21 protein-coding genes are annotated in these 26,115 nt (G+C 73.5%); 10 read left to right on the top strand and 11 right to left on the bottom strand.

Annotated elements, in window-relative coordinates:
* Positions 1 to 39: 39 nt before the first annotated feature.
* On the bottom strand, positions 40 to 852 hold the full coding sequence (locus tag EKG83_RS20960) for a tetratricopeptide repeat protein (RefSeq protein ID WP_194283044.1): 813 nt from the start codon (positions 850 to 852) through the stop codon (positions 40 to 42).
* 112 nt (positions 853 to 964) lie between these two features.
* Between EKG83_RS20960 and EKG83_RS20955 the strand changes: the two genes are divergently transcribed.
* Together EKG83_RS20955 and EKG83_RS20950 are read left to right on the top strand one after the other, a co-directional pair.
* The gene (locus EKG83_RS20955; protein ID WP_051766091.1) at positions 965 to 2,176 is read left to right on the top strand and encodes a helix-turn-helix domain-containing protein; all 1,212 of its coding nucleotides are present in this window, start codon (positions 965 to 967) and stop codon (positions 2,174 to 2,176) included.
* Between the two features lie 358 nt (positions 2,177 to 2,534).
* Positions 2,535 to 3,767, top strand: coding sequence for a helix-turn-helix domain-containing protein (locus EKG83_RS20950; RefSeq protein WP_228122733.1), 1,233 nt, complete (start codon positions 2,535 to 2,537; stop codon positions 3,765 to 3,767).
* 27 nt (positions 3,768 to 3,794) lie between these two features.
* Here EKG83_RS20950 and ispG read toward each other — a convergent pair whose 3' ends face one another.
* From ispG to EKG83_RS20925, 5 genes are all read right to left on the bottom strand, one after another.
* The gene (gene ispG / locus EKG83_RS20945; protein WP_033431774.1) at positions 3,795 to 4,892 is read right to left on the bottom strand and encodes a flavodoxin-dependent (E)-4-hydroxy-3-methylbut-2-enyl-diphosphate synthase; all 1,098 of its coding nucleotides are present in this window, start codon (positions 4,890 to 4,892) and stop codon (positions 3,795 to 3,797) included.
* Positions 4,889 to 6,619 (bottom strand): 1-deoxy-D-xylulose-5-phosphate synthase, encoded by a 1,731-nt coding sequence (locus tag EKG83_RS20940; protein WP_033431773.1) that lies wholly within the window; start codon positions 6,617 to 6,619, stop codon positions 4,889 to 4,891. Before EKG83_RS20940 ends, ispG begins: the two co-directional genes overlap by 4 nt.
* A 145-nt stretch (positions 6,620 to 6,764) precedes the next feature.
* Positions 6,765 to 7,784 carry a family 2 encapsulin nanocompartment cargo protein polyprenyl transferase gene (locus EKG83_RS20935; RefSeq protein WP_033431772.1) on the bottom strand — a complete coding sequence of 340 codons (1,020 nt, stop codon included), beginning with the start codon at positions 7,782 to 7,784 and terminating at the stop codon, positions 6,765 to 6,767.
* A 21-nt stretch (positions 7,785 to 7,805) separates the two neighbouring features.
* Complete coding sequence (locus EKG83_RS20930; RefSeq protein WP_033431771.1) at positions 7,806 to 9,230, bottom strand: family 2B encapsulin nanocompartment shell protein; 1,425 nt, start codon at positions 9,228 to 9,230, stop codon at positions 7,806 to 7,808.
* A 25-nt stretch (positions 9,231 to 9,255) separates the two neighbouring features.
* Positions 9,256 to 10,671 carry a family 2B encapsulin nanocompartment shell protein gene (locus EKG83_RS20925; RefSeq protein WP_033431770.1) on the bottom strand — a complete coding sequence of 472 codons (1,416 nt, stop codon included), beginning with the start codon at positions 10,669 to 10,671 and terminating at the stop codon, positions 9,256 to 9,258.
* Between the two features lie 501 nt (positions 10,672 to 11,172).
* Here EKG83_RS20925 and EKG83_RS20920 point away from each other — a divergent pair.
* Genes EKG83_RS20920 through EKG83_RS20905 form a run of 4 tightly spaced genes read left to right on the top strand, consistent with a single transcriptional unit; the run spans position 11,173 to position 19,016 of the window.
* Positions 11,173 to 12,774 carry a cholesterol oxidase substrate-binding domain-containing protein gene (locus tag EKG83_RS20920; RefSeq protein WP_063741353.1) on the top strand — a complete coding sequence of 534 codons (1,602 nt, stop codon included), beginning with the start codon at positions 11,173 to 11,175 and terminating at the stop codon, positions 12,772 to 12,774.
* Positions 12,771 to 15,014, top strand: a complete 2,244-nt coding sequence (locus EKG83_RS20915) for a haloacid dehalogenase-like hydrolase (protein WP_051766070.1) — start codon at positions 12,771 to 12,773, stop codon at positions 15,012 to 15,014. Before EKG83_RS20920 ends, EKG83_RS20915 begins: the two co-directional genes overlap by 4 nt.
* Positions 15,007 to 16,245, top strand: a complete 1,239-nt coding sequence (locus tag EKG83_RS20910; RefSeq protein WP_033431768.1) for a cytochrome P450 — start codon at positions 15,007 to 15,009, stop codon at positions 16,243 to 16,245. The genes EKG83_RS20915 and EKG83_RS20910 overlap by 8 nt, the downstream gene beginning before the upstream one ends.
* Positions 16,242 to 19,016: a terpene synthase family protein gene (locus EKG83_RS20905; protein ID WP_051766068.1), complete on the top strand. Its 2,775-nt coding sequence runs from the start codon at positions 16,242 to 16,244 to the stop codon at positions 19,014 to 19,016. The genes EKG83_RS20910 and EKG83_RS20905 overlap by 4 nt, the downstream gene beginning before the upstream one ends.
* Before the next feature lie 30 nt (positions 19,017 to 19,046).
* On the opposite strand, the gene EKG83_RS20900 is transcribed toward EKG83_RS20905, so the two are convergent.
* Both EKG83_RS20900 and EKG83_RS20895 read right to left on the bottom strand, forming a co-directional pair.
* Complete coding sequence (locus EKG83_RS20900) at positions 19,047 to 19,457, bottom strand: DUF5980 family protein (RefSeq protein ID WP_033431767.1); 411 nt, start codon at positions 19,455 to 19,457, stop codon at positions 19,047 to 19,049.
* Between the two features lie 176 nt (positions 19,458 to 19,633).
* A complete protein-coding gene (locus EKG83_RS20895; RefSeq protein WP_170191859.1) occupies positions 19,634 to 20,860 on the bottom strand; it encodes a tetratricopeptide repeat protein in 1,227 nt (408 codons plus the stop codon).
* A gap of 94 nt (positions 20,861 to 20,954) precedes the next feature.
* On the opposite strand from EKG83_RS20895, the gene EKG83_RS20890 reads away from it, so the two are divergent.
* Positions 20,955 to 22,220, top strand: a complete 1,266-nt coding sequence (locus EKG83_RS20890) for an AAA family ATPase (RefSeq protein WP_033431765.1) — start codon at positions 20,955 to 20,957, stop codon at positions 22,218 to 22,220.
* A gap of 141 nt (positions 22,221 to 22,361) precedes the next feature.
* Complete coding sequence (locus EKG83_RS20885) at positions 22,362 to 22,658, top strand: hypothetical protein (RefSeq protein ID WP_051766064.1); 297 nt, start codon at positions 22,362 to 22,364, stop codon at positions 22,656 to 22,658.
* 31 nt (positions 22,659 to 22,689) lie between these two features.
* Here the strand turns inward: EKG83_RS20885 and EKG83_RS20880 are convergent, their stop codons facing one another.
* Positions 22,690 to 23,079: a VOC family protein gene (locus EKG83_RS20880; protein WP_033431764.1), complete on the bottom strand. Its 390-nt coding sequence runs from the start codon at positions 23,077 to 23,079 to the stop codon at positions 22,690 to 22,692.
* Entirely contained in the window at positions 23,076 to 23,372 is a 297-nt protein-coding gene (locus EKG83_RS20875; protein ID WP_033431763.1) for an ArsR/SmtB family transcription factor, read from the bottom strand. The genes EKG83_RS20880 and EKG83_RS20875 overlap by 4 nt, the downstream gene beginning before the upstream one ends.
* A gap of 458 nt (positions 23,373 to 23,830) precedes the next feature.
* Between EKG83_RS20875 and EKG83_RS20870 the strand changes: the two genes are divergently transcribed.
* Both EKG83_RS20870 and EKG83_RS20865 read left to right on the top strand, forming a co-directional pair.
* Positions 23,831 to 24,577 carry an IclR family transcriptional regulator gene (locus tag EKG83_RS20870; protein ID WP_033431762.1) on the top strand — a complete coding sequence of 249 codons (747 nt, stop codon included), beginning with the start codon at positions 23,831 to 23,833 and terminating at the stop codon, positions 24,575 to 24,577.
* A gap of 348 nt (positions 24,578 to 24,925) precedes the next feature.
* Positions 24,926 to 25,300: an SRPBCC family protein gene (locus tag EKG83_RS20865; protein ID WP_211269130.1), complete on the top strand. Its 375-nt coding sequence runs from the start codon at positions 24,926 to 24,928 to the stop codon at positions 25,298 to 25,300.
* Here EKG83_RS20865 and EKG83_RS20860 read toward each other — a convergent pair.
* Positions 25,275 to 26,111, bottom strand: coding sequence for a hypothetical protein (locus EKG83_RS20860; RefSeq protein ID WP_033431824.1), 837 nt, complete (start codon positions 26,109 to 26,111; stop codon positions 25,275 to 25,277). The two genes, EKG83_RS20865 and EKG83_RS20860, sit on opposite strands and share 26 nt — an antisense overlap.
* Between the last annotated feature and the right edge of the window lie 4 nt (positions 26,112 to 26,115).

Raw genomic sequence — 26,115 nt, 5'->3', positions numbered from 1 at the left:
CTGATGTACTCGGATGCCGCACATGCGGCGACAAGGTGATCAGACGGTTCCGGCGGGGACCAGATCGGGCAACGGCCACGCGGGTAACCCGAACTCGGCCAAGGCCAGCCCGTCCACCGCAGGTAGTTCGCCCGGCACAGGGATGACGTCGACGAGCCCGCGCACAGCCGCCGCGCTCTCGGGGACGATCGGGAGCAAGGCGGCCAGGGCGCGGTTGAAGCTCTTGTCCGCCTGGGCACGTCGCCCCAGGCTCCGGTACGCCAGTCCCAGCAGAACCAGGCACACAGCGTGCTGCCGCACGTCCGGGATCGCTTTGCCCAACTGCCCGTAGCAGGCGTCGGCACGCACCAGGTGATCCAGCGCGGCCTCGGGACGACCCGCTTCCAGCATCACCGCCCCCAGCTCACGCAGCGTCCACGCCGAGCGCGCGTCCACCGCCCGCCCGTGCCGGATCAGCAGCTCCAGCAGTTCGTCCAGGCAGTCGGCCACCTCGTGCAGACAGCCCGTCGCCCGGTCGATCCGCGCCAGCGAGCCCAATGCGTCCCGGTAGCCGACGAGCGTCCGCTCCTGCAGCACTGGCTCGTTGTCCGCCCTGGCCCGCCACACCGCCAACTCGTGGATGCCCATCCAGCGGGCCAGCCCGTAGTGCCCTCGCTCGGCGTAGAACAGGTTGGCGTGACGGAACGCAGCAGGGTTCTCGAACATCGGGGCGCAATCAGCCGATTGCTCAATCCGCGGCGTCACGGCCGGCCGCCTCGCAGAACCCGTCCGTTCGAATGACGCTTCCTCACGGGTGACCTCCCACGACCACCGAATGCACTCAAGATCAGCGGCTACGTCACGCAGCTTCACGTGACGGTAAGTCAGAAAAAGGGCCTGAAGGGCTAATGGCGGGGACAAACACCTCCTGCCCGGATCCGTTGTACCGTTGGTCTCGGTCGTCCCGAGTGCGAGGCAGGTCCTCATGCCAGCTGAAGAGCAGAACGACAGCATCGGCGCACGCGTCAAGCGGGCGAGGTTGCTCGCCGGAATCACCCAACGCCGCCTGGCGACAAGCGCGCACGTGAGCTTGAGCCTCGTGAAGGCGGTCGAGCAAGGCCGCGTACCGGCCTCCCCCGCCTTCGTCGCCGCGGTGTCCCGCGCGTTGAAGGCCGACAGCACCTACCTGCTGGGCCAGCCGCGCCGGGCCGAGGACGGCGAAGGGCACCGCGTCCACGCCGTGGTGCCCGCCCTCCGACGTGAGGTCGCCGCATACCGCATACCAGCGGAGGCCGGAGTCCACCCACGCCCGCTTCCGCAGCTCGCGAGAGCAGTGGCCAAAGCATCGAAGTTGCGCCACTCCGCGACCCTGGACGCCTTGGGCGCCGAACTCCCGGCCCTGCTGGCAGAGATCCGGACCGCCATCACGGAGGCCAAAGGACACGACCGCGAACAACTGTTCGCGTTGTTGGCCGAAACGTACGCAGCGGCAGGTCAGGTCGCCTGGAAGCTCGGCTACGCCGACCTCTCGTCGCTGATCACGGACCGCATCGAGTGGGCGTCGTACCAGTCGCAGGATCCACTGGCCGCCGCGGCAGCCGACTTCTACGTCGCCGGCGAACTCATCGCCACCGCCCAGTGGCTCACCGCCCTGGACTTCCTGAACGGCGCACGCAGCCGCATCGAGGACCACCTCCGCTCGAACGACGAGGCGGCCCTGGCGATGCACGGCGTACTGCACCTGAAGTCCGGACTCGCCGCAGCCCGCGCAGGCGACGCCTCCACCTCCGACGCCCACCTGGCCGAAGCCCGCGGCATGGCCAAGCGAGTCACCCCGGGCAGCGACCACTACCGGTTGGCGTTCGACAGGGACTCGGTGGACATCTGGGCCGTCGGCCTGGCGGTCGAGCGCCAGGACGGCACCGAGGCGGTGAAACGCGCGCAGGGCCTGCGGTTCAGCGCCACCACGCCCCGCGAACGCGTCGGGCACCACTGGATCGACCTGGCGAGGGCGTACCAACTCCACGGCGACCGCGACCGCGCCCTGGCAGTCCTGCACAAGGCCCGCAAGACCACGCCGCAGCAAACCCGGTACAACCCCCAGGTCCGCGAAACCCTGCTGACCCTGGCCGCTCACGACCGCCGTCGATCGGATTCGCTTTCCGGATTCGCCCGATGGGCGGGCATCAAACTGTAGAGAGGCGCCCGACGCATCCGAAGAATTCTTCGGTGAAACTGCCGCACCGTTACACCCGGCGATCAAACTCAATCGCGCGGCGGAGCGGCTTGACACTTCCACGGTTCGCCGTCGCACAGGCATGCGCCACACCCCTGCAGCCGACACGGACAATCTCCTTCGACAAACGCAATCAACACTCAATGAGGAAACCAATCACAACTCAAGTGTCGAGCGTCGACGTCTTCCAGCACAGTGTCGGATCGGTGCCAGCAGCAGTGACACGGTGACGAGGGCGGGTCACCAACGCAGCACCTGACGTCACCTCGCGCCCGGTGGGACACTCGGCGGAGGCGCAACGCGAGGAGGTAGGGCGACGATGAGCGGTGACGTCCCTGACTGGGCACGACGCATTCGAGCCCTTCGCGAAGCCCGCAGCTGGTCGCAGTCCGAGGCGGCGGAGCAGATGCGCCGCCACGCGGAGGAAGCGCTCCCCGAACCGGACCACCTGCTCCGCCGGTGGAAGGCGTGGGAACTCGGCGAGAACAAGCCGAGTCCGCATTACGCCCCGCTCATCGCCGCTACCCTCCACACCGTCACCACCGCACTCTTCCCGCCCGACGACCGCAAGGAGTCGGGACTGGAGATCGTGAACGCCACCGGCATGGACACCATGGAGATCATGTCGCGGCTACAAGCCTCCTCCGTCAACGAGGCCACCCTGCAGGCCCTGCGCATCACGGTCGACCGACTGTGCTCGGAGTACGCCCACAGCCGCCCCGAGGAACTGGTGGTGGAAGGACGCCGCTGGCTGCGACGGATCGTAGAGATGCAGGAACAGCGACTCAGCTTCGCCCAGCGCCGCGACACCTTGGAACTGGCGGGTTGGCTCGCACTGCTGGTCGGCTGCCTCGAATACGACATGGGCGACCGCCGATCCGCCGAAGCCACCCGCCAGTCCGCGCTCAGCCTCGGCCAGGAGGTCGGCAGCGCCGGCATCCTGGGCTGGGCGCACGAGATGAAGGCCTGGTTCGCCCTCACCGCAGGCGACTACCGAGGCGTGATCGCAGCGGCCCAGGCCGGCCAGAGCGCATCAGGCAGTCACTCGGTGGGCGTGCAGCTCGTCGCCCAGGAGGCCAAGGCGTGGGCGCGGATGGGCCAGCAGACCGAGATGGAGGACGCGCTCGAACGCGGACGGGTACTGCTGGACTCCATGCCCTACCCTGACAACATCGACAACCACTTCGTGGTCGACCCCCTCAAGTTCGATTTCTACGCCATGGACTGCTACCGCCACGTCGGCAACGACCGGCTTGCGAGCACCCTCGCCGACGAGGTCATCCGCGGCGCGACCGACTTCAACGGGTTCGAACGCGCACCCATGCGCATCGCCGAAGCCCGAATCACCCTCGGCGTCGCAGCGGCACGATCAGGCGATCTCGAGGGAGCGGTGACGTTCGGCCGCAGGGCCCTGGCCGGAGGACGGAAGTCGCTGCCATCCTTGGCGATGGTCTCCCAAGACCTGGCCGCCGTACTGGCCAACCGGTTCTCCGGCGAAGCCGATGCCAAGGCGTACCTGGACCAGCTCCACGAGATCCGCGGCACCTACTGAGCACGCGCGACGAACCGTTCAGGGCGTTCACCCCCCTTCGGGTTGCAGCGCCGCCGCTTCCTCCAGGAGCGCCTCGACGATCCCGGACTCGGGCACGGTGCGCACGACCTGCCCGCGAACGAAGATCTGGCCCTTGCCGTTGCCGGACGAGACGCCGAGGTCGGCTTCGCGGGCCTCGCCGGGGCCGTTGACCACGCACCCCATCACGGCCACCCGCAACGGGGTGGGGAAGCCCTCGAAGGCGGCGGCGACCTGCTCGGTGAGCCGGTAGACGTCCACCTGGGCCCGGCCGCACGACGGGCAGGACACGATCTCCAGCTTGCGCGGCCGCAGCCCGAGGGAGGCCAGGATCTGCGCGCCGACCTTGACCTCCTCCACCGGCGGCGCGGACAGGGAGACGCGGATGGTGTCGCCGATGCCCTCGGAGAGCAGGACGCCGAAGGCGACCGAGGACTTGACCGTGCCCTGCACCAGCGGTCCGGCTTCGGTGACGCCGAGGTGCAGCGGGTAGTCGCAGGCGCGGGCGAGCTGCCGGTAGGCCGAGATCATCGTCAGGGGGTCGTGGTGCTTGACCGAGATCTTGATGTCGGTGAAGCCGTGCTCCTCGAACAGCGAGCACTCCCACAGCGCCGATTCGACCAGGGCTCCCGGGGTGGCCCCGCCGTGCTTGCGGTACAGGCGCTGGTCCAGCGAGCCCGCGTTGACGCCGATGCGGATCGGGGTGCCCGCGCCGGCGGCGGCACGGGCGATCTCGCCGACCCGGTCGTCGAACTTGCGGATGTTGCCGGGGTTGACCCGCACGGCACCGCAGCCGGCGTCGATGGCGGCGAAGACGTAGCGGGGCTGGAAGTGGATGTCCGCGATCACCGGGATGGGCGACTTGCGGGCGATGGCGGGCAGGGCGTCGGCGTCGTCCTGCGAGGGCACGGCGACGCGGACGATGTCGCAGCCGGCCGCGGTCAGCTCCGCGATCTGCCGGAGCGTGGCGTCCACGTCGGCGGTGGGCGTGGTGGTCATCGACTGCACGGTCACCGGCGCGTCGCCGCCGACCGCGACACCGCCGACGGACAGCCGGCGCGACGGCCTGCGCCGTCGCGCGGGCGCGGGGAGCCCGAGGGTGGTCAACTGCGCCTCCCGGTGCGCTTGAGGACGGCGGTGGCGATGCCGGCCGCGTCCAGGCCGTGCGCGCGCAGGATGTCCGCCCGGGTGCCGTGCGGCAGGAAGCGGGGCGGCAGGGCGAAGGTGCCGACGCGGGCGGGTGATCCCTCGGTGGCCAGCGCCTGCGCCAGGCGCCCGCCCAGCGCGCCGGGCGCGGTGGTGTCCTCGACGGCGAGGACCAGCCGGTGGCCGGCGGCGAGCTTGACCAGTTCCGGGTCCAGGGGCGCGGTCCAGCGCGGGTCCACGACGGTGACCGGCACGCCGTGGCCCGCCAGCTCGTCGGCGGCGTCCAGGCAGGGGCCTGCCATCGGGCCGACCGCGATGATCAGCCCGGCGGCGTCGGGTTCGGCGCGCAGCACGTCGTGGCGGCCGACGCGGCGGAGCGCGGGGATGTCGTCGCCCGCCTCGGCCTTGGGGTAGCGGACGGCGGTGGGTCCGTCGGCCACGTCGACGGCTTCGCGCAGCAGCTCCCGCAGCGAGGCGCAGTCCCGGGGCGCGGCCAGCCGCAGGCCGGGCACGACGGGCAGCAGGGAGGCGTCCCACATGCCGTGGTGGCTGGGTCCGTCGGGTCCGGTGACGCCGGCGCGGTCGAGCACGAACGTCACGGGCAGCCGGCGCAGCGCCACGTCGAGCAGGACCTGGTCGAGGGCGCGGGAGAGGAACGTGGCGTACACCGCGACCACCGGGTGCAGCCCCGCCAGCGCCAGGCCCGCGGCCGACGTGACCGCGTGCTGCTCGGCGATGCCCACGTCGAACAGGCGGTCGGGGAAGCGGGCGGCGAAGGTGTCCAGCCCGGTCGGGCCCCGCATGGCGGCGGTCAGGCACACCAGGTCGGGTCGCGCCGCGCCCAGGGCGGCGATCTCCGCGCCGAACACGTCGGTCCACGTGGGCGCGCCGCGGGCACCGGCCGGGGAGACGCTGTGCAGGTGGTCGGCCCGGTCCCGCTCGGCGGGCGGGTGCCCCTCGCCCTTGCGGGTCACGCAGTGCACGACCACCGGCCGGCCGAGTTCGGCGGCCCGCGCCAGGGCGTGCTCCACCTCGGCGACGTCGTGCCCGTCGACCGGCCCGAGGTAGGCCAGGCCCAGGGCCTCGAACAGCGCGGGGCGGCGCCCGGCGCGCAGCTCCGCCAGGTGCGCGGCCAGGCCGCCGACCGTGGGCGCGTAGGAGCGGCCGTTGTCGTTGAGCGCGACCACCACGGGGTGCCGCGCGCCGGCCAGGTTGTTCAGCGCCTCCCAGGCCATGCCGCCGGTGAGCGCGCCGTCCCCGACGACCACGACCACCCGCCGGCGGGAGCCGCGCAGCCGCAGCCCCCTGGCGAACCCGTCGGCGTAGGACAGGGCGGTGGAGGCGTGGGAGTTCTCGATCACGTCGTGGGGGGACTCGGCGGCGGAGGGGTAGCCGGACAGGCCGCCGGCGCGGCGCAGGGTGTCGAAGGCGCCGGCGCGGCCGGTGAGGACCTTGTGCACGTACGCCTGGTGACCGGTGTCGAACAGCACCACGTCGTGCGGGGAGTCGAACACCCGGTGGATCGCGATGGTCAGCTCCACCACGCCCAGGTTGGGGCCCAGGTGCCCGCCCGCGCGGGTCACCCGGTCGACCAGGAACCGGCGGATCTCCCCGGCCAGCGCGGGCAGCGCCGACGCGGGGAGCGACCGCACGTCGGACGGCCCGGTGACGGCCTCCAGGAGCGTCATCTCCCGCTCACCGCCCCCGGGACGTCCTCGCGGGTGGTCCCGAGCACCGCGCCGCGCACCTCCGGCTCGGCCACCGCGCGGGTGTTGTGCACGATCTGCTTGACGGGGAAGGACATGCGCGCTCCCTGCTCGACGTGGCTGGTGGTCAGTGGTCCCGGCGGGTGGCCAGCCGGGCGAGGGCGTCCAGCTCGCGCGCCGCGCGCTCGCCGGGGCCCGCGGCCCGCAGGTGGGTCGTGGCCCGCGCCAGCAGGTCGTCGGCCCGCGCCTGGCTCCACGCGCGGGCGCCGCAGGACTCGACCAGGTGGGCGGCGCGGGCCAGGTCGGCCTCGGACAGCGGTCCGGCGCGGTGGTAGAGCGCCCGCAGCTCCCGGCCGGCCTCGTCGTCGGAGTTCAGCGCGGCGACCACCGGGAGGGACTTCTTGCGGTTGCGCAGGTCCGAGTGCACCGGCTTGCCGGTCACCTCGGGGTCGCCCCAGATGCCGAGCAGGTCGTCCACGAACTGGAAGGCCAGCCCCACCCCCTCCCCGAAGCGGCGCAGCCGGTCCACCTGGTCGGCGCGGCCCCCGCCGAACAGCGCGCCCAGCGCGCAGGACGCGCCGACCAGGGCTCCCGTCTTGTCCTCGGCCATCCGCACGCACTCCTCCGGCCGCACGTCGGCGCGCCGCTCGAAGGACAGGTCGGCGCTCTGGCCGTCGATGAGCCGCTGGACCGCGGCGGCCAGCAGGCCGGCGGCCGGGCGCCCGCTGTCCGCGAGCACGTCGAGCGCCAGCACCAGCAGCGAGTCGCCGGCGAGGATCGCCGGGTTCGCGCCGAACACGCTCCACGCCGTGGGCCGGTGCCGCCGGGTCGTGTCGCCGTCCATCACGTCGTCGTGCAGCAGCGAGAAGTTGTGCACCAGCTCCACCGCCACCGCCGCGGGCAGCGCCTGCTCGGCCGTGCCGCCCACCACGCCGGCGGCGAGCAGCGCGAGCGCCGGGCGCAGGGCCTTGCCCGCGTCGGCGCCGGTGGGCCCGCCGTGCTCGTCGGACCACCCGAGGTGGTAGGCCGCGATTCCCCGCACCGAGGCCGGCAGCCGGGCCACCGCGGCGCGCAGCGGCGGGTCGACCGCGGCGCGGCTCCAGCCCAGCACCTCCGCTGCCGTCCGCGTGACGTCCAGGTCGGTCATGGCCACCCTCCTCGCACGTTCTCAGCACCGGTCGACCGCCACGTCCTCCAGCACGCCCAGCGCGTCGGGCACCAGCACGGCCACCGAGTAGTAGGCGCTGACCAGGTACGAGGTGATCGCCTTCTCGTCGATGCCCATGAACCGGGCGTTCAGGCTCGGCCGCACCTCGTCGGGGATGCCGGGCTGGTGCAGGCCGACCACCCCGCCGTCGGCCTCGCCCACGCGCAGGGCCAGCACCGACGTGGTGCCGCGCCCGCTGATCGGGATCTTGTCCGACGGCAGCAGCGGCACGTCGCGCCACGTCGTGACCGCCGTGCCGGCCACGTCCGCGACCCCCGGCCGGACGCCGCGGGCGGTGCACTGGCGGTGGAACGCCGCGATCGCGCGCGGGTGGGCCAGCATGAACGCGGTCCTGCGCCGCCGCGACAGCAGCTCGTCCAGGTCGTCGGGGGTGGGCGGCCCCGTGCGGGTGTGGACGCGCTGCCCGAGGTCGGCGTTGTGCAGCAGCCCGATGCGCCGGTTGTTGATCATCTCGTGCTCCTGGCGCTCGCGCAGGGCCTCGACGGTCAGCCGCAACTGCTGCCCGGTCTGGTCCATCGGGCCGCGGTAGAGGTCCGCGACGCGGGTGTGGACGCGCAGCACGGTCTGGGCGACCTCCAGCTCGTACTCCCGCGGCGCCGGCTCGTAGTCCACGAACGTCGCGGGCAGGTCAGGTTCGCCGTCGTGGCCCGAGGCGATCCCGACATCCGCCTCACCGCGGCTGTTGCGCGGCCTGGACGCCCCGCGCGCGACCCCCTCGACGTGCGCGCGCAGGGCGTCCGCCCGGCTGCCCAGCCGCCGCACCGCGGTCCCGGGCAGCACGAACGCGATCACCGAGGTCGCCGCGGTGGCGGTGAACTCCCAGTGCTCCTCGGCACCGGTGAGCACCCGGTCGCCGAAGTGGTCGCCGCCCGCCAGGGTGTCGAGCACGGCCCGCTCGCCGAACTCGCCGCGCGTGGCGCGTTCGACCCTGCCGTGCGCGATCAGGAACACCGCCCCGGCCGGGTCGCCCGCCGCCGCGACGACCTCGCCCCGGGCGTACTCCCGCCGTTCGAACCGGTCGGCCAGCGCGGTGAGCACCCCGTCGTCCGGGAAGTCGCGCAGCACCGGCAGTCCGCGCAGGCCCTGCGGGACCGGCCGGATGCCGTCACCCACGCCGGTGAAGGCCACGCGACCGCCGCCCACCGCGACGGTGAGCCGCCGGTTGACCCGGTAGGAGCCCGCCTCGGTCGCCACCCACGGCAGCTCCCGCAGCAGCCACCGCGGCGTGACGGCCCGCATCCGCGGCGGGGACTTGGTCGTGGTGGCCAGGTTCCGCGCCGCCGCGGTGCCCAGGCTGCGCGGCTGCCCGGTGCCGGGGTTCCGCGGCTCCGCGGTGCCCTGGCCGCGCGGCTCCGTCGAGGTCACGTCGCCTCCCCTCCACCGGCCCGGGTCAGTCCTCGGTGCCGAGCTGCACGTTCTCCAGCACGCCCGCCGCGTCGGGCACCAGGATCGCCGCGGAGTAGTAGGCGCTGACCAGGTAGGAGATGATCGCCTTGTCGTCGATGCCCATGAACCGCACCGACAGCCCGGGCTGCACCTCCTCGGGCAACCCGACCTCGTGCAGGCCGACCACGCCCTGGTTCTCCTCACCCGCGCGCAGCAGGATGACCGAGCTGGTCCGCCGTTCGGTGACCTCGATCTTGTTGCACGGCAGCACCGGCACACCGCGCCAGGACGGCACGTGGTGCCCGTTGAAGTCCACGGTGGACGGGTAGAGGCCGCGCTTGTTGCACTCGCGCCCGAACGCCGCGATGACGCGGGGGTGGGCCAGGAACGCCGTGGGCTGCTTCCACACGATCGACAGCAGCTCGTCCATGTCGTCCGGGGTCGGCGCGCCGTTGCGAGTGCGGACGCGCTGCTTGAGGTCGGTGTTGTGCAGCAGCCCGAAGCCCCGGTTGTTGACCATCTCGTACTCCTGGCGCTCGCGCAGGGCCTCGATGGTGAGCCGGAGTTGTTGCTCGGTCTGGTTCATCGGGTGGTTGTAGAGGTCCGCGACGCGGCTGTGGACCCGCAGGATGGTCTGCGCCACGCTCAGCTCGTACTCCCGCGGCGAGAGCTCGTACTCCACGTACGTCGCGGGCAGGTCGGGCTCGCCCTCGTGGCCCGCGGCCAGCTCGATCAACGCCTCGCCCTGGGCGTTCTGCTTGCGGCCCTCGGCGCCGAGGGCCTGCTGGATGTGGGCGCGCAGCCCGCCGGCCGCGCCGTTGAGCTGCTCGAAGTCCTGCCACCGCAGCACCAGGGCGGTGACCTGCGTGATCGCCCGCACGGTGTACTCCCACGCGTCACGCGGCCCGGCCAGCACGCGGTCGCCGAAGTAGTCGCCGTCGGCGAGTACGCCGACCACGGTCCGGTCGCCGTACTCGCCGACGCCGACCTTCTCGACCTTGCCGTGGGCGATGAGGACCACCTGGTCCTCCGGCTGCCCCCGCTCCACCAGCACGTCGCCGGGCGCGAACTCGCGCTGCTCGAAGCGGCCGGCCATGCTCGACAACACCTCGTCGTCCTCGAAACCGTGCAGCAGCGGCAGCTCGGTCAGCTCCCGCGGCACGACCGAGACCTCGGCGCCGATGTTGGAGAACGTCAACCGCCCGTCACCCAGGGCGTAGGTCATCCGCCTGTTGACCCGGTAGACACCGCCTGACACCTGCACCCAGGGCAGCACCTTGAGCAGCCAGCGCGAGGTGATGTTCTGCATCTGCGGCACGGTCTTGGTCGTCGTCGCCAGGTTCCTGGCGGCGGCGGTGCCGAGGCTCAGGCGGGGTTGCTCGGTGTCCACCTCGGGGGTGGGCGAATCGGTCACAGTCACCGGTGCACCGCCAATCAGAAGTCGGCCAGACAATGAGCCGAGACGGTATCCACCTCGAAATGAGGACCGGTAGGGCCATTCTGATGAACCGCGCCGAAGTGGCGTCGACATCACCCCTCCGGGGCATGCAGGAATGCGGTGATCGACTTGTTAATAATTGTCCGAGTACCCTCAAAACGTTTTCCATGATCAGCCGCCATCGGAGTGATATCCGCAGCTACGCGGCCCCGAATAGCTCTGTTGCAGCACTTGTCGCAGGGCTCTGCTGGGGAATTCCACAGTGCGGAGAAAAAACTTTGGCACACCGAACCGAGTGTTCCACATGTTACCCGGTCACTCTTTCGGTCGCTTATACGACGGCGAAAGGCGGTGCTACCTTCGCCATTGCCCGTCACCGTGCGACGTGTCGCCGGAATCGGCGTCGATCGCCTTTGACGCGGCCTTCTCCGCGTGCTTTCCGAAAATCCTTCCTCCTGCTCGTAGCCGATCGGAGGTCGGCCCGTGACCAGAGCGTTGAGCGGGCGAGCGCACGACGCCCCACCGGGTTTCCCCCGCGCCCTGCCGGTGCGCCGGCGGCCCTACCGCAACTGGGTGGACCGCATCCACGTGGACGACGTGTGGACGTGCTCGCCGAGGACCGCCGAGGACGTGGTGGCGCTGGCGAACTGGGCGTGGTCGCACGGGTACCGGGTGCGCGCCGCGGGCGAGGGCCACAGCGTCGGCCCGCTGGTGCTCACCGACCGGCAACCCGACGCGCAACGGGTGGTGCTGGCCGACACCCGGGACCACCTCGACCACGTCCAGGTCCTGCCCGGCGAGGCGCCCCTGGTCCGGGTGGGCCCCGGGGCGTCGGTGCGGTCGCTGCTGGAGCACCTGGCGCGCCACGGGCTCGCGCTGCCCTGCACGACCGGGTGCGGCGAGTTCACCGTGGGCGGCGCGCTCGCCGTCGGCGGGCACGGCACCGGTGCGGCGGCGCCCGCGCACGGGACGATGAGCGACCTCGTCGTCGCGTTGGACGCCGTGGTGTGGGACGCGGCCTCCGGCCGGTACGCGGTGCGCGGCTTCCGCCGCGGCGACCCCGACACCGCGGCGCTGCTGACCCACGTCGGCCGGGCGTTCGTCACCGAGGTGACGCTGGCCGCCGTCGCGGACCACACCCTGCGCTGCGCCAGCGACACCACGGCGCTCTCCGGCGAGGTGTTCGCCGCGCCGGAGGCCGCCGCGCCCCGCTCGGTGGCGGCGCTGGTCGAGCGCTGCGGCGCGGTGGACGTGCTCTGGTTCCCGTACTCCGAGCGGACGTGGCTGAGGACGTTCGAACCGGCGCCCGTGCGCCCGCCGACGTCCCGCGCCGTCACCGGGCCGTACAACTACCCGTTCACCGACCACATCCCGGAAGCCGTCTCCCGCGTGGTCTCGCGGGTGGTCGGCGAGCACCCCCGGTACGCCCTCGGGCTGGGCGAGGCCCAGCACGCCGCGTCGGTGGCCGGACTGGCCGCCACCGCCTCGGCCGACCTGTGGGGCCGGTCGAAGGACCTGCTGCTGTACTCGCGGCCCAACGTCCTGCGCTACGCCTGGAGCGGCCACGCGATCGTCACCTGCCGCGCCGAGCTCCAGCGGGTCGTGCACGACTTCGCGGTCCGCTACCGGGAGCTGCGCGACGGCTACCGGGACCGGGAGCGGTACCCGGCGAACGGGCCGGTGGAACTCCGGGTCACCGGGGTGGACCACGCCGGGGGGCCGACGCTGTCCCCGGTCGCCGCCGACCCCGACCACCCGCACTGGGACGTGGCGGTCTGGGTGAGCGTGCTCGGCTTCCCGGGCACCGGGCACGCGGAGAGCTTCCACCGCGACCTCGAGCGGTTCGCCTTCGACCACTACCGGCCCCCGTACGCCGTGGTGCGACCGGAGTGGGCCAAGGGCTGGGGCTACACGACCTCGGCCGGGTGGGCGGACGCCGCCGTGCTGGGCGGCGCGGTGCCCGCCGCGTTCGGCGCCTCGTGGAACCGGGTGGTGACCCGGCTGGACGCGCTGGACCCGCACCGGGTCTTCGGCAACCCGTTCCTGGACCGGCTGCTCGTCGCGGGGAGCGGGGGCAGGACGTGAAGATCGCCGCGCTCGACGTGGACGGCACGCTGCTGCCCGGCGCGCTGGCCGACCCGCTGCCCGCCCTGCTCGTCGACGCCGGGCTGACGCCGCGCGACCGCGCCGCCCGGCTCCGGGACGTGGTCGCCACCGGCCGCCCGGAGGACCCGCCCCCGCCCGAGGTCGTGCACCGGCTGTTCGCGGCGCTGTTCACCGACGTGCCGGTCCGGGCGGTGTCCGCGCTGATCGCCGGGCTGTGGCAGGAGCGGCGGCAGCGCCTGTTCGACTTCACGCGCCCCCTGGTCGCCGCCCTGCGGGGCGCCGGGTACACCCCGGTGCTGATCTCGGGCGGTCCGGAGGAACTGGTCGCGCACCTGGCCGCGGAGCTGGGTGTCGAGCGCTTCCGCGGCACCCGCTTCGCCGTCGAGGACGACCTCTACACCGGACTCGTCGAGTCCACGGTGGAGGGTGTCAAGGACAAGGTCGCGCTCGACCTGGCCGACGGGGCCGTCGCCTGGTCCCGGTCGCTGGCCATCGGCAACTCCCTCGGCGAGGTCGAGCTGTTCCGGCAGGTCGGGCAGCCGATCGCGTTCGAGCCGTCGCCGGCGCTGCTCGCCCTGGCGCGCGACCACGCGTGGCACGTGGCCGACCGCCACGACCTGCCCGCCGTGGTGCGGGACCGGCTCGGCCTCGACTGGCCCTCCCCCCGCCCCGCCCCGCCGCCCGCACCGACCGGCCCGCCGCGGTTGCGCGCCGCCGCGGACCGCCTCGTCGACCACGTCCTGCGCGGCGTCACCCCGGCCGGCTCGATCCCCGGCACCACGCAGAGCCGGGTCACCGAGTCCGCGCTCATGCTCACCCTGCTGCGTCGCGAGAACATGCACCCCGCGGCGCAGCACGCGCTGCGCGTCCACCTCCTCGCCCGCGCCCCGGGCGCCGGCCCGTTCGACGCCGCCGTCATCGCCTCGACCCTGCACGGCACGCCCGTGCCCGACCGGGAACGGCTGATCGACAAGACCTTCGAGGGCTCCGCGCAGCACCCCTCGCCCCGGCACAGGCTCGCGCTGGCCGCGATTCTGGCCGCGGTCGGCCCCGAGCCGTTCCACGTGGACGCGCCGGCGGAGGCGTTCGAGCACCGGGACGGGGCGACCTGGACCCGGCTGCGGATGATGGCGATCCACCACCTGAACTCGGCCGACCCCGTGGCACCCGAGCTGACCGCGCGGCTGCTGCGGCTGACCGAGGTCGGCCAGCGCCGGGGCGTCATCGAGCGGCAGGCGTTCTCCCACCTGTTCGCGCTGCTGGCGCTCACCCGGGTGGCGCCGGGGCACCCCGTGGTGCGCGCCGGGGTGGACGCGCTGGCCGCCTGTCTGAACACCGACGGCGGGATGCCGTTCGCCACCACCGAGGAGGTCCTCGTCACCTCGACCGCGGGCCTGGCCCTGGCCCGCGCCGGTGTCGACCGGCGCGTCCTGCTCGCCATGGGCGACTACCTCGCCGGTCGGCAGGCCGACGACGGCGGCTGGTCGAACGCGGAGGACGTCGTCCAGACCGATGCGGGCGACACCGCGCACGTCGTGGCGTTCCTGCACGCCGTCGACCCCGACCGCTACCGGGCCCACGGCGAGCGGGCGCGGCGGTTCCTGCGCGACCGGGTCGGCCCGGACGGCGGGGTGTCCACCTACTTCGCCGGGCACCCGGCCGAGCCGGCCACGACCGCCGACACCGTGCTGGCGCTCGCGCCGCACGCCCACGCGCACCGACCGCTGATCGAGCGCGCGGCGGGGTTCGTGCTGCGCGCCCAGCGCTGCGACGGCACCTTCGGGCGCGGCCGGAGCCTCAGCGAGGCCGAAGCCGTCTTCCGCGCCCTGGCCGCGCTGCGCTTCGTGCACCGGCGCGACCCGATGGCGCACGAGCAGCGGATCGGCCCGGCCGTGCGGGCCGCGCAACGCCGCCTGCTGACCACCGCCAACCCCGACGGCGGCTGGGGGCAGGCGCCGGGCGACCCGAGCGACCCGATCAGCACCGCCTACAGCCTCGTCGCGCTCGCCGCGGAGCACCGCGACAGCGGGGTGGTCCGCGCCGGCACCGCCTACCTGCTGCGCGAGCAGGACGAGGACGGCGGCTACACCTCGATCCCCGACCAGGCCGCCCCCCGCCCGCTGCCGCACGGCGTCACCGAACTGGCGAACAACTTCGTGCTGCTCGCCATGACCCACCTGGACCCGGACTACCGCCACTCGGGGGGCCGCCATGGCTGAACCCGGATCGACCGACGGGGTGTTCGACCCCCGGCACGCCCACCGGGACGACCCGTTCGGGTTCTTCCGCGACGCGCGGTGCACGCGACCGGTGTTCTACTCGGAGTCGCTGCGGGCGTGGTGCGTGACCCGGTACGACGACATCGCGGCCGTGCTGCGCGACCAGGACGGCTTCTCGGTCCGCGAGCACAACCCCCGCCCGACGGCGACCCTGCCCCCGGAGGTCGAGCACGTCGTGGCGGCCTGGCGGGGCGACGCGCTGCCGCTGGGGTCGCTCGACCCGCCGGAGCACGCCAGGGTCCGGGCGGTGGTGCGCACCGGCTTCACCCGCCGGGTGATCGGCAACACCGAGCCCCGGGCCCGGGCGATCGCGCGCCGCCTGCTCCGCCGGCTCGCGGCGGGCCCCGCGTTCGACTTCGCCGAGGACTTCGCCAAGCCCTTCACGCTCATGGTCGTGCTCCGGGTCCTCGGCATCCCCACGAGCACCTACCAGCGGTTCGACACCTGGACCGACCAGCGGATCCGGATCATGACCGCGCGCGAGGACACCGACCCGGAGGTCCTGCGCGCCTGCGCCCGCGGCCTGGCCGACTACGGCGCGTTCGCCAAGCGGCTGATCGCCCACCGCCTGCTCCGGCCGCGCGACGACCTCATCAGCGCGCTCGTCCGCGACCTGCCGGTCCGGCAGGCCATCGCGCAGGTGCCCACCCTGATCACCGCGGGCTACCGCACCGCGGCCGAGACGCTCACCACCACGGTGTGGAACCAGGTGCGGGCGCCGGGCGGGTGGGCCGCCGTGGTCGACGGGAGCGTCCGCGTGGACGACCTCGTGGAGGAGGGGTTGCGCTACGACTGCCCGATCTTCGGCATGTACCGCACCGCCCTGCGCGACGTCGAGATCGGCGGCACCCGCGTCCCCGCCGGCAGCCGGGTCCTGCTGGCCTACGGTTCGGCCAACCGCGACGAGGCCAGGTTCCCCGACCCCGACCGCTTCCACCCCGGCCACCCGACCCCGACCCCCCACCTGGCCTTCGGCCTCGGCGAGCACTTCTGCGTCGGCGCCCCGCTGGGCCGCATGATGCTGCGCGTGGCCCTGGAGGAGATGCGCACGGCCCTCCCCCGGCTGACCCCGGCCGACCTGTCCGAGCCGACCTACCACCCGACCTTCCCGTTCCGCGCGCGGCAGTCCGCCCTGAAGATCCTGACCACCGCACCGGAGGTGAAGGCATGAGCGAACCCGTGCGCGTCCTGCCCGGTCCCGCGGGACGGGGCACCCCGACGATCGGCTTGGCCGGGTGGTCCGGGCTCGGGGGCACCGCGCAGGCGCCCCCCTCGGACGGCGACGCCCGGCTGCGGCTGATCGACTCCCTGGTCGGGAGGGTGGCGCCGGACGGTCGGCTGATCGACACCTGCACCAGCCGCGTCGTGGAGTCGGCGGTGTTCCTGCGCCTGCTGGAGGACGTGGACCGCGGGGGGACCCACTCGGGCGAGCGGCAGTCGCTGCGGAGGTACCTGGTCGCCACGCAAGCACCCGACGAGGGCAGCACGATCGTCCGCGACGCCGCGCTGGGCAACCCCGACCCCGCCCGCGCGGCCCGTTTCCGCGCCACGTTCACCCACGCCACCGGAGAGCGCAAGCGGGTCCTGATCGGCACCGTGTTCTCCCTGTTCGACCTGGTGCCGAAAGCCGACCTGCCGACCGTCGACTACCGCGGCCAGGCGGTCTGGACCGAACTGGTGCTGTGCGCCAACAACATCCTGGGCGACCACGCGCGCGGCCGGAGCAACCCCGCCGACCAGGCTTTCCTGGTCGGCCGCCTGGCGGCCACGGTGCCGGGCAGGCCCCTGCACGGCAACATCCTGACGCACCTGATCGCGCTGCACGCCCTGCGCACCTTCCAGCCGAAGGGGCCGCTGCTGGCCTCCGGGATCGCCACGGTGTCCGCCACCCGCCGCCCCGACGGCGGGGTGCCCTTCGTCAGCTCCCAGGACACCTACCTCACCGCGATGGCCGGGATCGCCCTGGCCGCCAGTGGTGAACGACGCGACGTGGTGGCGCGGATGGCCGACTGGATCGCCGCCACGCAACTGCCCGACGGCGGGTGGGGCTACTGCAGCGAGACCACCCAGACCGACGTGGACGACACCTCGCGCTGCGTGGAGTTCCTGCGCGCCGTCGACGCCCACCGCCACCGCGGCACCATCGCCGCGGCCGAGGACTACCTGGTGGGCATGGCGGGGGCCGACGGCGGCTTCCCGACCTACCTGGCCGGGCACGCCTCCGAGGCGGACATGACCGCCGGCGCGGTCATCGCGCTCAGCCCCGCCCGGGACCGCCACGCCCGCCTGCTCGACGCGGCCGTGGACTACCTGGTGGGCCAGGGCCGTGCCGACGGCACCTTCCCGGTGAGCTGGACCCTCAGCGAGTCCAGCGTCATCTGCCACGTCCTGGACGCGCTGCACGCGGTGCCCGGCGCCGACTCCGACGAGCGCGTCCGGCGCGTCACGGACACCAGCACCCGCCGCCTGCGCACCACCCAGAACCGCGACGGGGGCTGGGGGCGGCACCCCGGCGACCCCAGCGACGTGCTGTCCACCGCGCAGGCCGTCACGGCCCTGGCCCACCGGGGCGTCACGGCGCCCCTGGACCGGGCCGGCCGCTGGCTGCGCGCGCAGCAGCGCGCCGACGGCAGCTTCCCGTCCATCGCCGACCAGGCCGCGCCCCGGCCGCACCCCTACCACTACCCGAGCCTGGCCGACATCCACAGCCTCCAGGCGCTCAACGGCCTGCGCCCACCCGCCCCGCCCGACACCGGGGTCCGCCCGGGCACCCCGCCCGACGCCCAGGCCCGGCCGGGCGCCGCGGGAAGCGACCAGGACGGGGCCCCGACCCGCCTGCCCGAGTTCTACTGCCCCTTCCCGTCGATCCACCTCCCGCGCGGCGAGCTGTTCGACCGGCGGTCCATCGCCTGGATGCGCCGCTACGGCCTGGGCGCCGACGACGAGCACCGCGAGCGCCTGGCGCGGAGCGGGGTCGGGCACATGGTCGTGCGGATGGCGCCCCTGGCAGGCGACGAGCTGCGCCAGGTCGCCTCCGACTTCACGATGTGGATCACCGCCTTCGACGACGAGTACTGCGACGAGGGCGAGCTGCACGACCGCCCGGGGGAGCTGGCCTGGGCGATGGAGCGCATCCACCGCTGCGCGGACGTCCTGGAGGAACCCGTGGACGAGGGCGACCGCTACGGCATGAGCCTGCGCGACCTGCGCGTTCGGCTCGCGCGCTGGGGCTCGCCTGCCGAGAGCGACCGCTTCGTCAACGCCATGCTCGGCTACTTCCACTCCGAGGCCACCAGGTCCGGTTTCCTGGCCCGCGACGAGAAGCCGAGCCTGGACGCGTACTGCATGACGATGCTGCGCTCGGGCGGCCCGCTGGCCCTGGCCGGTCTGGCGGCGGCGATCAACTGCTCCGCCGCGCCACCGCCGCACCTGCTGCACGACCGCTCGGCCGCGGCGGTCACCGAGGTCGCCGCGATGCTCTCCGCCTGGAGCATCAGCGTCGTCTCCCGGGCCAAGGAGGAGGAGCGCTCACCCGACGGGTTCAACCTGCTCGACGTGGTGCGCACCGAGACCGGCTGCACGGAGGCCGAGGCCGTCGAGCGGGCGATGGTCCTCATGGACCGGACGACCACCCTGTTCATCCGGCTCCGCGACCGGCTCAGGCGGCGGCGGCCGGACCTGACCGACTACCTGTCCGGCCTGGAGCACTACATCCGCGGCTCGCTGGACTGGGCGCTCGTCACCGAGCGCTACCTCTACGTCGACGGCCGGCGCATGTTCGAGGCGAGCGGCATGCGCGACACACCCCGGGACCACTCCACCGAACCCCCGCCCATCCCGTCCATCGCCTGGTGGTGGCAGCACGACCGGCCGCACCCGACGCCGCCCGCGCCACCACCGCCTCAACGGGTTCTCCGGACGAGCTTGTCGGAAGCCCGCTGAAGCCGCCGGCAGTGCTGCTGCCGCCAGGGCTCAGCAGCGCTCCTTCACGTTGATCACGGCCGGCACTGCCTGGGTCACCTCGCCGTCCGAGGCCCAGACCTCCGCCCGGTAGACGCCGACCGGGGCGGGCGCGATCGCGATGTGGACGCCGCCGATGATGTAGTCCTCGTGGTGCGAGCCGGGCGGGAGCGTCGGGCTGCCCACCACCCGCGTACCGGGCGGGAGGTTGCGCATCCCGGTCGTGATGGTTTTCGACCAGTCGCCGTAGAGCGGGATGAGGAAATAGGCGCCGGGGTGGCCGAAATCGGAGGTGACGCACATCCGCTGCCCGATGTCGCGCAGCTCCCAGGTCGGGGAGCCGGCGGCTGCGGCCGGGGTGGCACCGGCTCCCACCAGGGCGAACATCAGCATGGCGGACAAGGCGCGACGAATCGGTCCCACGTATTCCTCCCGGGTTCGCCCGACGAGCGGTCACCGTCATGGTTACCAACCGGCCGTTTACCCGGACAAGGAAAAATTCCGTCTCACTTCGATGTTGCACCAAAGTACCCGACGAAACGCATTCACCCGGTTCGGCCGCCCGGACCAGGCACGGCCCTCCCGTCTCGCTTGGCGGGTCACGAGAGCACGGTGACCCAGGTGGCCACGACGCCGCCGAGCAGCACCAGCCCCACGGCGAGCGTCGCGCCGGGCGCGCCCGCCAGGATCGCCGCGAACGCGGTGGCGCCCAGCACGGCCGCCACCGCCGAGCCGACGTTCAGCAGCCCGCGCCGGTCCTCGCGGACGGTGTGGCCAGAGCCGGTGGCCATCGCCCACAGGCCCAGGCCGAAGGCCAGCCCCACCAGCTGACCGGGGCCGCCGGCGGTGGCGAGGACCACCGCGGTGATCGCGGCCGCGGCGAAGCCCAGGAACGTGAAGGTCGCCCGGCGCGCGGCCCGGCCGAGCAGGTGCCGGTCGCGGCCCAGCAGCAGGACGCAGTTCATCAGCGGTTCGAGGGTCCAGCTCAGCACGACCAGGCCGATGACCACGACCACCAGCGCGGTCGCCCACGCCTGGCCGCTGAACGGCTTGAGGAAGCGGGTCAGCAGGAACGGCAGCAGCGCCACCGCGACGCGCACCCCGGTCGGCACCGAGTTCAGCCAGAGGTTGAACCGCAGCAGCGCGAGGTAGAGCGGGTTGCGGGACTTCAGCGCCAGCGACAGGCCCTCGCGGGCGTGCCGGTCGGTGGGGTCCAGGTGCAGGGCGGTGCGGTGCGCGCTGACCGCGGACCCGCTGCCGCCGCGGCGCAGCGCCAGCAGTCCCTTGAGGCGGTGGGCCTCGGCGTTCTGCGGGTCGAGCCGCAGCGCCTCCGCCACGGCGGCGTCGGCCTCGTCGAAGCGGCGCAGCTCGTGGAGGGCGGCCGCCCGCGCGGTGGCGGTGTCGGAGTCCTCCGGGTCCAGCGCGCGGGCGCGCTCGGCGCTCGCCAGCGCCTCGGCGGGCCGGTCCTGCGCCATGAGGACGTACGCGTGCTGGAGGTGCAGGCCCGCGAACCCGGGCGCGAGGTCCAGGGCGCGCCGCACCACCTCCAGCGCCTCGGGCAGCTGCTCCAGCCCGCCCAGGGACGCGGCGAGCGCGGAGTGCGCCGGCACGTGCTCCGGGTCCGCGGCGAGCGCCGCGCGGCTGTGGTCGCGGGCCTCGTCGTAGCGCTGTTGGCGCAGCAACGCCTGCGCGAGCAGCGTGTGCGTCACGGGGTCGCCGGGGCTGGCGGCGAGCGCGGTCCGGAACTGCGCCTCCGCCTCCCGGTGGCGGCCGAGGTCGAGCAGCGCCTGGCCGCGCCGCACCGCAACACCGACTACGTCGTCCATTCCCCCACCCCGGCGATCACCGCGTTCGTCCGGCATACCGTAGAGACGAGGATCTGCCTGGTCAACGCGGTGCGATCGGCTACCGTGTCGTCGCGTGACGCATGACCCGGTGATCGAGGCGCTGCTCGCGGCGCTGACCGCGGACCCCGACAACCACCCGGTGCGGGCCCACGTCGCGCGGCTGCTGCTGGACGCCGGCCGCGCGGACGAGGCGCTGGCGCACGCCACGACCGTGCTGGCCGCCGTGCCCGACGACGTGGCGGCGCTGCGCACGGCCGCCGACGCGGCGCGGGCGGTCGGCGACGGGACCAGGGCCGCCTCGTACCGGCGGCTCGCGGACGCCCTCGACCCGGCTCCGGCGACACCGCCGACCCCGGTCCCGGCAGCTCCCGCCGCCCCGGTCGCCGCGGCCGTCCCGGACACCGCCGACGAGATCCTGCGCCAGTGGACGGACAGCGACCCGGTCGCCGAACCCGCCCTCGGCACGATGGGCGCGGCCGGCATCACGCTGGCCGACATCGGCGGCCTGGCCGACGTGAAGAAGCGCCTGGACATGTCGTTCCTCACGCCGCTGCGCAACCCCGAGCTGCGCCTGCGGTTCGGCAAGTCCCTGCGCGGTGGCCTGCTGCTGTGGGGCCCGCCCGGCTGCGGCAAGACGCTGATCGCCCGCGCGCTGGCCGGCGAGCTGGGCGCGAGCTTCTACGAGATCGGCCTGAGCGACGTGCTGGACATGTGGATCGGCAGCAGCGAGCGCAACCTCCGCGACATCTTCGCCACCGCCCGCCGCAACCGCCCGTGCCTGCTGTTCTTCGACGAGATCGACGCGCTGGGCCAGAAGCGCTCGCACCTGCGCGGCGGCGGTTCGGCCATGCGCGGCGTGGTCAACCAGATGCTGGCCGAACTGGACGGCGCCACCACCGACAACGAGGGCCTGTTCGTGCTGGCCGCCAGCAACCACCCGTGGGACGTCGACTCGGCGCTGCTGCGACCGGGCCGCTTCGACCGCACCGTGCTGGTGCTGCCGCCGGACGCCGAGGCGCGCGAGGCGATCCTCCGGCTGCACCTGCGCGGCAAGCCCGCCGAGCGGCTGGACCTCGCCCGGATCGCCAAGGTCTCCGACGGCATGTCCGGCGCGGACCTCGCCCTGGTCTGCGAGCAGGCCACCGAGACCGCCATGGAGGAGTCCATGGCGACCGGGCGCGTGCGGCCCATCACCCAGCGCCACCTCCAGGACGCGGTGAAGTCCGTGAGCCCCAGCATCGGCGAGTGGATGGAGACCGCCCGCAACTACGCCCTGTACGGCAACGACGCCGGCGCCTACGACGAACTCGCCGCATACCTGAAGAAGCGCCGCCGCTGACCGGCCCCCGGCCGGGTCTTGCCGAGGCGGCAGGGGTACCACCGGGTCGTGCCGAGGCGGCAGGAGTACCGCGGTACGACGGAGAAGACGGCACCGCGGTATGACGCCCCGCCGCCGTCCCCGCGCCTAGCCTCCCGGGCCATGAGAACACTGCCCGCCCGCCTGGGCATCCACCCGCGCCGGGGGTTCGCCCGCGCACTCGCCGCGGCGCCCCTCGTGCTCCTGGCCACCTACCTGGTGGCCCGCGGCTGGCTGTACCCGCTGTGGCCGGACACCGTCGTCGCCCTCGACCACCCCTTCACCGCGAACCCGGACCTCGGCGGTGCGTGGGGTGGCCCCACGCTGGTCGGCGCCTGGGCGGTGCACGCCGCGATCGCGCTCGCCGCGCAGGCCGTCTGCGTCCTGGGCCTGCGGCTGCTCTACCCGAGGGCGTCCTGACGACCGCGGCGGTCCCCTCCGGCGTGGACGGCTACTTCACCGTGGCGAGCTGGATCAGGTTGCCGCAGGTGTCGTCGAGCACGGCGGTGACCACCGGCCCGAAGTCGGTCGGCTCCTGCGTGAACACGACCCCCAACCCCTTCAACCGCTCCACCTCGGCGTACACGTCGTCCACGGCGAACTGGGTGAACGGGATCCCGTCGGCCACCAGCGCCTCCTTGAACGGCCCCACCGCCGGGTGGCCGGACGGCTCCAGCGCCAGCTCGACGGCGTCCGGGGCGGCCGGGGACACCACGGTGAGCCAGCGGGCCTCGCCGGCGGGCACGTCGGTCTTCTTGATGAACCCCAGCTTCTCGGTGTAGAAGGCCAGTGCCTTGGCCTGGTCGTCGACGAGCACGCTGGTGATGTTGATGCGGATCACAGGTCGGGTGCCTCTCGGTCGATGGGCCACCGCGCGACGATCGAGCGCAGCGGGCTCGTGTCGAGGTGGTGGAACTTGTACCGGCCCTGCCGGCAGGTGCGCACCAGGCCGGCCTGTTCGAGCACGGCCAGGTGCTGCGAGATGGCCTGGCGCGACGAGGCGAGGCCGTGCTTCATCGTCAGCCGGCTGCACAGCTCGAACAGCGTCTGACCGTCCCTTTCGGTCAGTTCGTCCAGGATGATGCGCCGCGTCGCGTCACCGATGGCCTTGAACAGATCGGCGTCCGCGTCCACCCGCACAGTTATAGGCAAGTGGCGACTTGCCTGTCAAGGGGCGCGCCGCGACCAGCGAGCCGAGCACGCCGATCACGGCCGCCAGGACGGTGCCCGCGAAACCGACGACCAGGGTCAGGCGCCGGTCGAGCGTCAACCGCTCCCCGGCGGTGCGGGGTACGGGTTCCGCGACGGCGCCGTCGGCCGGCGGCTCGACGTCTTCGCGCTGCCGACCGACCGCCGGCGCAACGGGCCTCGGGTCGGCGGACCGAAGCTCGGCAGGTCGTGCTCCGGCAGGTCGTGCTCCGGCAGGTCGTGCTTCGACGGGCCGGGTTTCGGGCAGGGCCTGCCCCGTCGAGCAGGCCGGCCCGCCCGGGTCGTCACGCACCGGCCACCGGAACAACCCGAATGCCCCACCCGGCCCAACCGCACCGCCGTCGCGCAGGTCTCGGCGATCCCACCTGGCCTACATTGAGGCCATGAGTGGCGACGCCCCGCTGTCCGCGGCCGAGAAGACGCTCAGCGTCCTGGAAGCGCTGGCCGACCACTCGCGCATCGCCGACATCGCCGACGCCTCGGGCCTGCCCAAGCCGACCGTGCACCGCATCCTCCAAACCCTGGTCCAGCGCGGTTTCGCGCGCTCCGACGGCCGGGGCGGCTACCTGGGCGGCCCGCGCATCCTCAGCCTCGCCGGCCGCTTCCTCCAGCGCCTGGACCTCGCCGAGCACGTCCGGCCGACGCTGCGGGCGCTGCAGGAGCGCACCGGCTGGACGGTCCACCTCGCGCTGCTGTCCGGCGACGAGGCGGTGTACGTGGTCAAGCTGGAGGGCACCCGGCCCTACCACCTGGCCTCCCGCGTCGGCATGAGCCTGCGGCTGCACTGCACCTCCATCGGCAAGGCGATCCTGGCCGCCATGCCCGACGACGAGGTGCGGGCCCTGGCGGGGCGCGCCGGGCTGCCCGCCCGCACCCCCAACACCATCACCGACCCGGACGACCTGCTGCTGGAGCTGGCGGACGTGCGGGCCCGCGGCTACGCCGAGGACCGCGAGGAGAACGAGGCGGGGGTCCGGGCGGTCGGCGCGGCGGTGTTCAACCACACCGGCGAGGTGGTCGGCGCGGTGTCCGCGGCCTCGCTGGTGGAGTTCGCCGAGGCGCCCCGGGAGCTGCCCGACCTGGTGGTGCGCGCGGCCGCCGAGGTGTCGCGGGCGCTGGGCGCCACCTGATCCACCACCGATCGATCCACCGCGCGGCCAACCAAAGCCCGCCAACCGCCCCACCTGTGCCCTGCTGCGCAGACCCGCCGATCCGCGCCGTGGTGGACCTGCACCGGTCGACCACGTCGCGCGCATTCGCGACGGCCGGGTCGACGCGCACAGCCGGCCCGGCACCGAACCGGCCGCGAAACCGTCCTCTGTGGACACCAGCGTGGTGACGCCGACCGTCGGCGGGGTGCGGCGACGGGAGCCGGGCCCGACACCGGCCGCACCGCCACCGTCGTCACACCGCTGTTACGATCAAGACCTACTCACTGGGGAGGTCGTGCCATCGCCACCATCCGGCAGGACATCGAGGTGCGGGCCGCCGCGGAGCACGTCTGGGACGCGGTGCGCGACGTCGCCGCCGTGCACGAACGCCTCGTCCCCGGCTACGTGCTGGCGACGCGGGTGGAGGGTGACGTCCGGTACCTGACCGTGCCGGGCGGCAACGTGGTGCGCGAGCTGATCGTGGCGATCGACGACGAGCAGCGCCGCCTGGCCTACTCCGCCGTCGAGGGCTTCCGGCTGCCGCTGACGCACCACCACGCGTCGTTCCAGGTCTTCCCCGAGGGCGAGGACCGCTGCCGGCTGGTCTGGATCACCGACGTGCTGCCGCACGAGGTGGCCGGCGACGTCCGGGCCCGCGTCGAGCGCGGCGCCCAGGTCATGAAGCAGGCCCTGGAGAGCTGACCGGGCGGACGCGCTCGACCTTGGACAGGTCGCCGCGCAGCAGGTCGTCGCGGGACAGCGCGAAGTCGCCGTTGGGCACGCGGCCGTAGGAGAACTCCGCGCCGACGACCCGGTCGGGCAGGAACTCGCGCAGCTCGTGCCGCATGGTGCTGCCGTGGTCGACCGGGTACCCCCAGTCCGGGCCGGCCTCGTCGGTGCCGAACAGCAGCCAGTGGTCCGGGTGCACCCACGCGTCGAGGTCCGGGACGTCACCGGTGTGGCTGTCCAGGGCGGGCAGCACCAGGCGGTCCAGGTCGGTCGGGCGGTACCACAGCAGCAGGGGCTTGGCCTGCCGCAGCTCGGCGTTGTCGAAGCAGCACAGGACGATCGTGTGGCCGGGGAAGACGTCGGCGTAGAACTCGAACAGCTCCGGCCGCAGCCGGGGCCGCTTGTGCGGCGGGACCTCCTCCAGCGCCCGCGGGATGCGCGTCGGGTCCGAGGCGAGCACGACCGTGTAGATGTCGTGCTCGAACACCTCGACCTCGCCGCCCGTCCAGTCCATCGCCGCCGCACCGCCGGCGGCCGCGGCGACCGGGCGCACGGCCTCCAGCATCCTGGTGAGCACCCGGCCGTCGCGCCCCGCCGACAGGAAGTTCCCGCGCGTGACGCCCGACGCGGGCACGTGCAGCACCATCGAGTTCGGCCCGTCGGCCAGGTTCACCGCCCGGTTCTGGTACCCGAGCACTTCGATCCGCCCGTGCACCCGGTGGTGGCACCGGCCCGCGTAGAGCACGGTGCCGGCGAACTCGGCCAGGTCGCTGGAAACGCACACGGCG

The sequence above is a fragment of the Saccharothrix syringae genome, from assembly GCF_009498035.1.
GTDB lineage: Bacteria > Actinomycetota > Actinomycetes > Mycobacteriales > Pseudonocardiaceae > Actinosynnema > Actinosynnema syringae.
The sequence above is the reverse complement of the archived record's forward strand: the minus strand, read 5'-3'. Positions and strand labels throughout refer to the sequence as shown.

What these genes read in the sequence shown, in the direction of transcription:
- EKG83_RS20955 (WP_051766091.1), top strand. Translation starts at nt 965, where the DNA reads ATGCCAGCTGAAGAGCAGAACGACAGCATCGGCGCACGCGTCAAGCGG.
- EKG83_RS20950 (WP_228122733.1), top strand. Translation starts at nt 2,535, where the DNA reads ATGAGCGGTGACGTCCCTGACTGGGCACGACGCATTCGAGCCCTTCGC.
- EKG83_RS20940 (WP_033431773.1), bottom strand. Translation starts at nt 6,619, where the DNA reads ATGACGCTCCTGGAGGCCGTCACCGGGCCGTCCGACGTGCGGTCGCTC.
- EKG83_RS20935 (WP_033431772.1), bottom strand. Translation starts at nt 7,784, where the DNA reads ATGACCGACCTGGACGTCACGCGGACGGCAGCGGAGGTGCTGGGCTGG.
- EKG83_RS20910 (WP_033431768.1), top strand. Translation starts at nt 15,007, where the DNA reads ATGGCTGAACCCGGATCGACCGACGGGGTGTTCGACCCCCGGCACGCC.
- EKG83_RS20905 (WP_051766068.1), top strand. Translation starts at nt 16,242, where the DNA reads ATGAGCGAACCCGTGCGCGTCCTGCCCGGTCCCGCGGGACGGGGCACC.
- EKG83_RS20895 (WP_170191859.1), bottom strand. Translation starts at nt 20,860, where the DNA reads ATGGACGACGTAGTCGGTGTTGCGGTGCGGCGCGGCCAGGCGCTGCTC.
- EKG83_RS20885 (WP_051766064.1), top strand. Translation starts at nt 22,362, where the DNA reads ATGAGAACACTGCCCGCCCGCCTGGGCATCCACCCGCGCCGGGGGTTC.
- EKG83_RS20870 (WP_033431762.1), top strand. Translation starts at nt 23,831, where the DNA reads ATGAGTGGCGACGCCCCGCTGTCCGCGGCCGAGAAGACGCTCAGCGTC.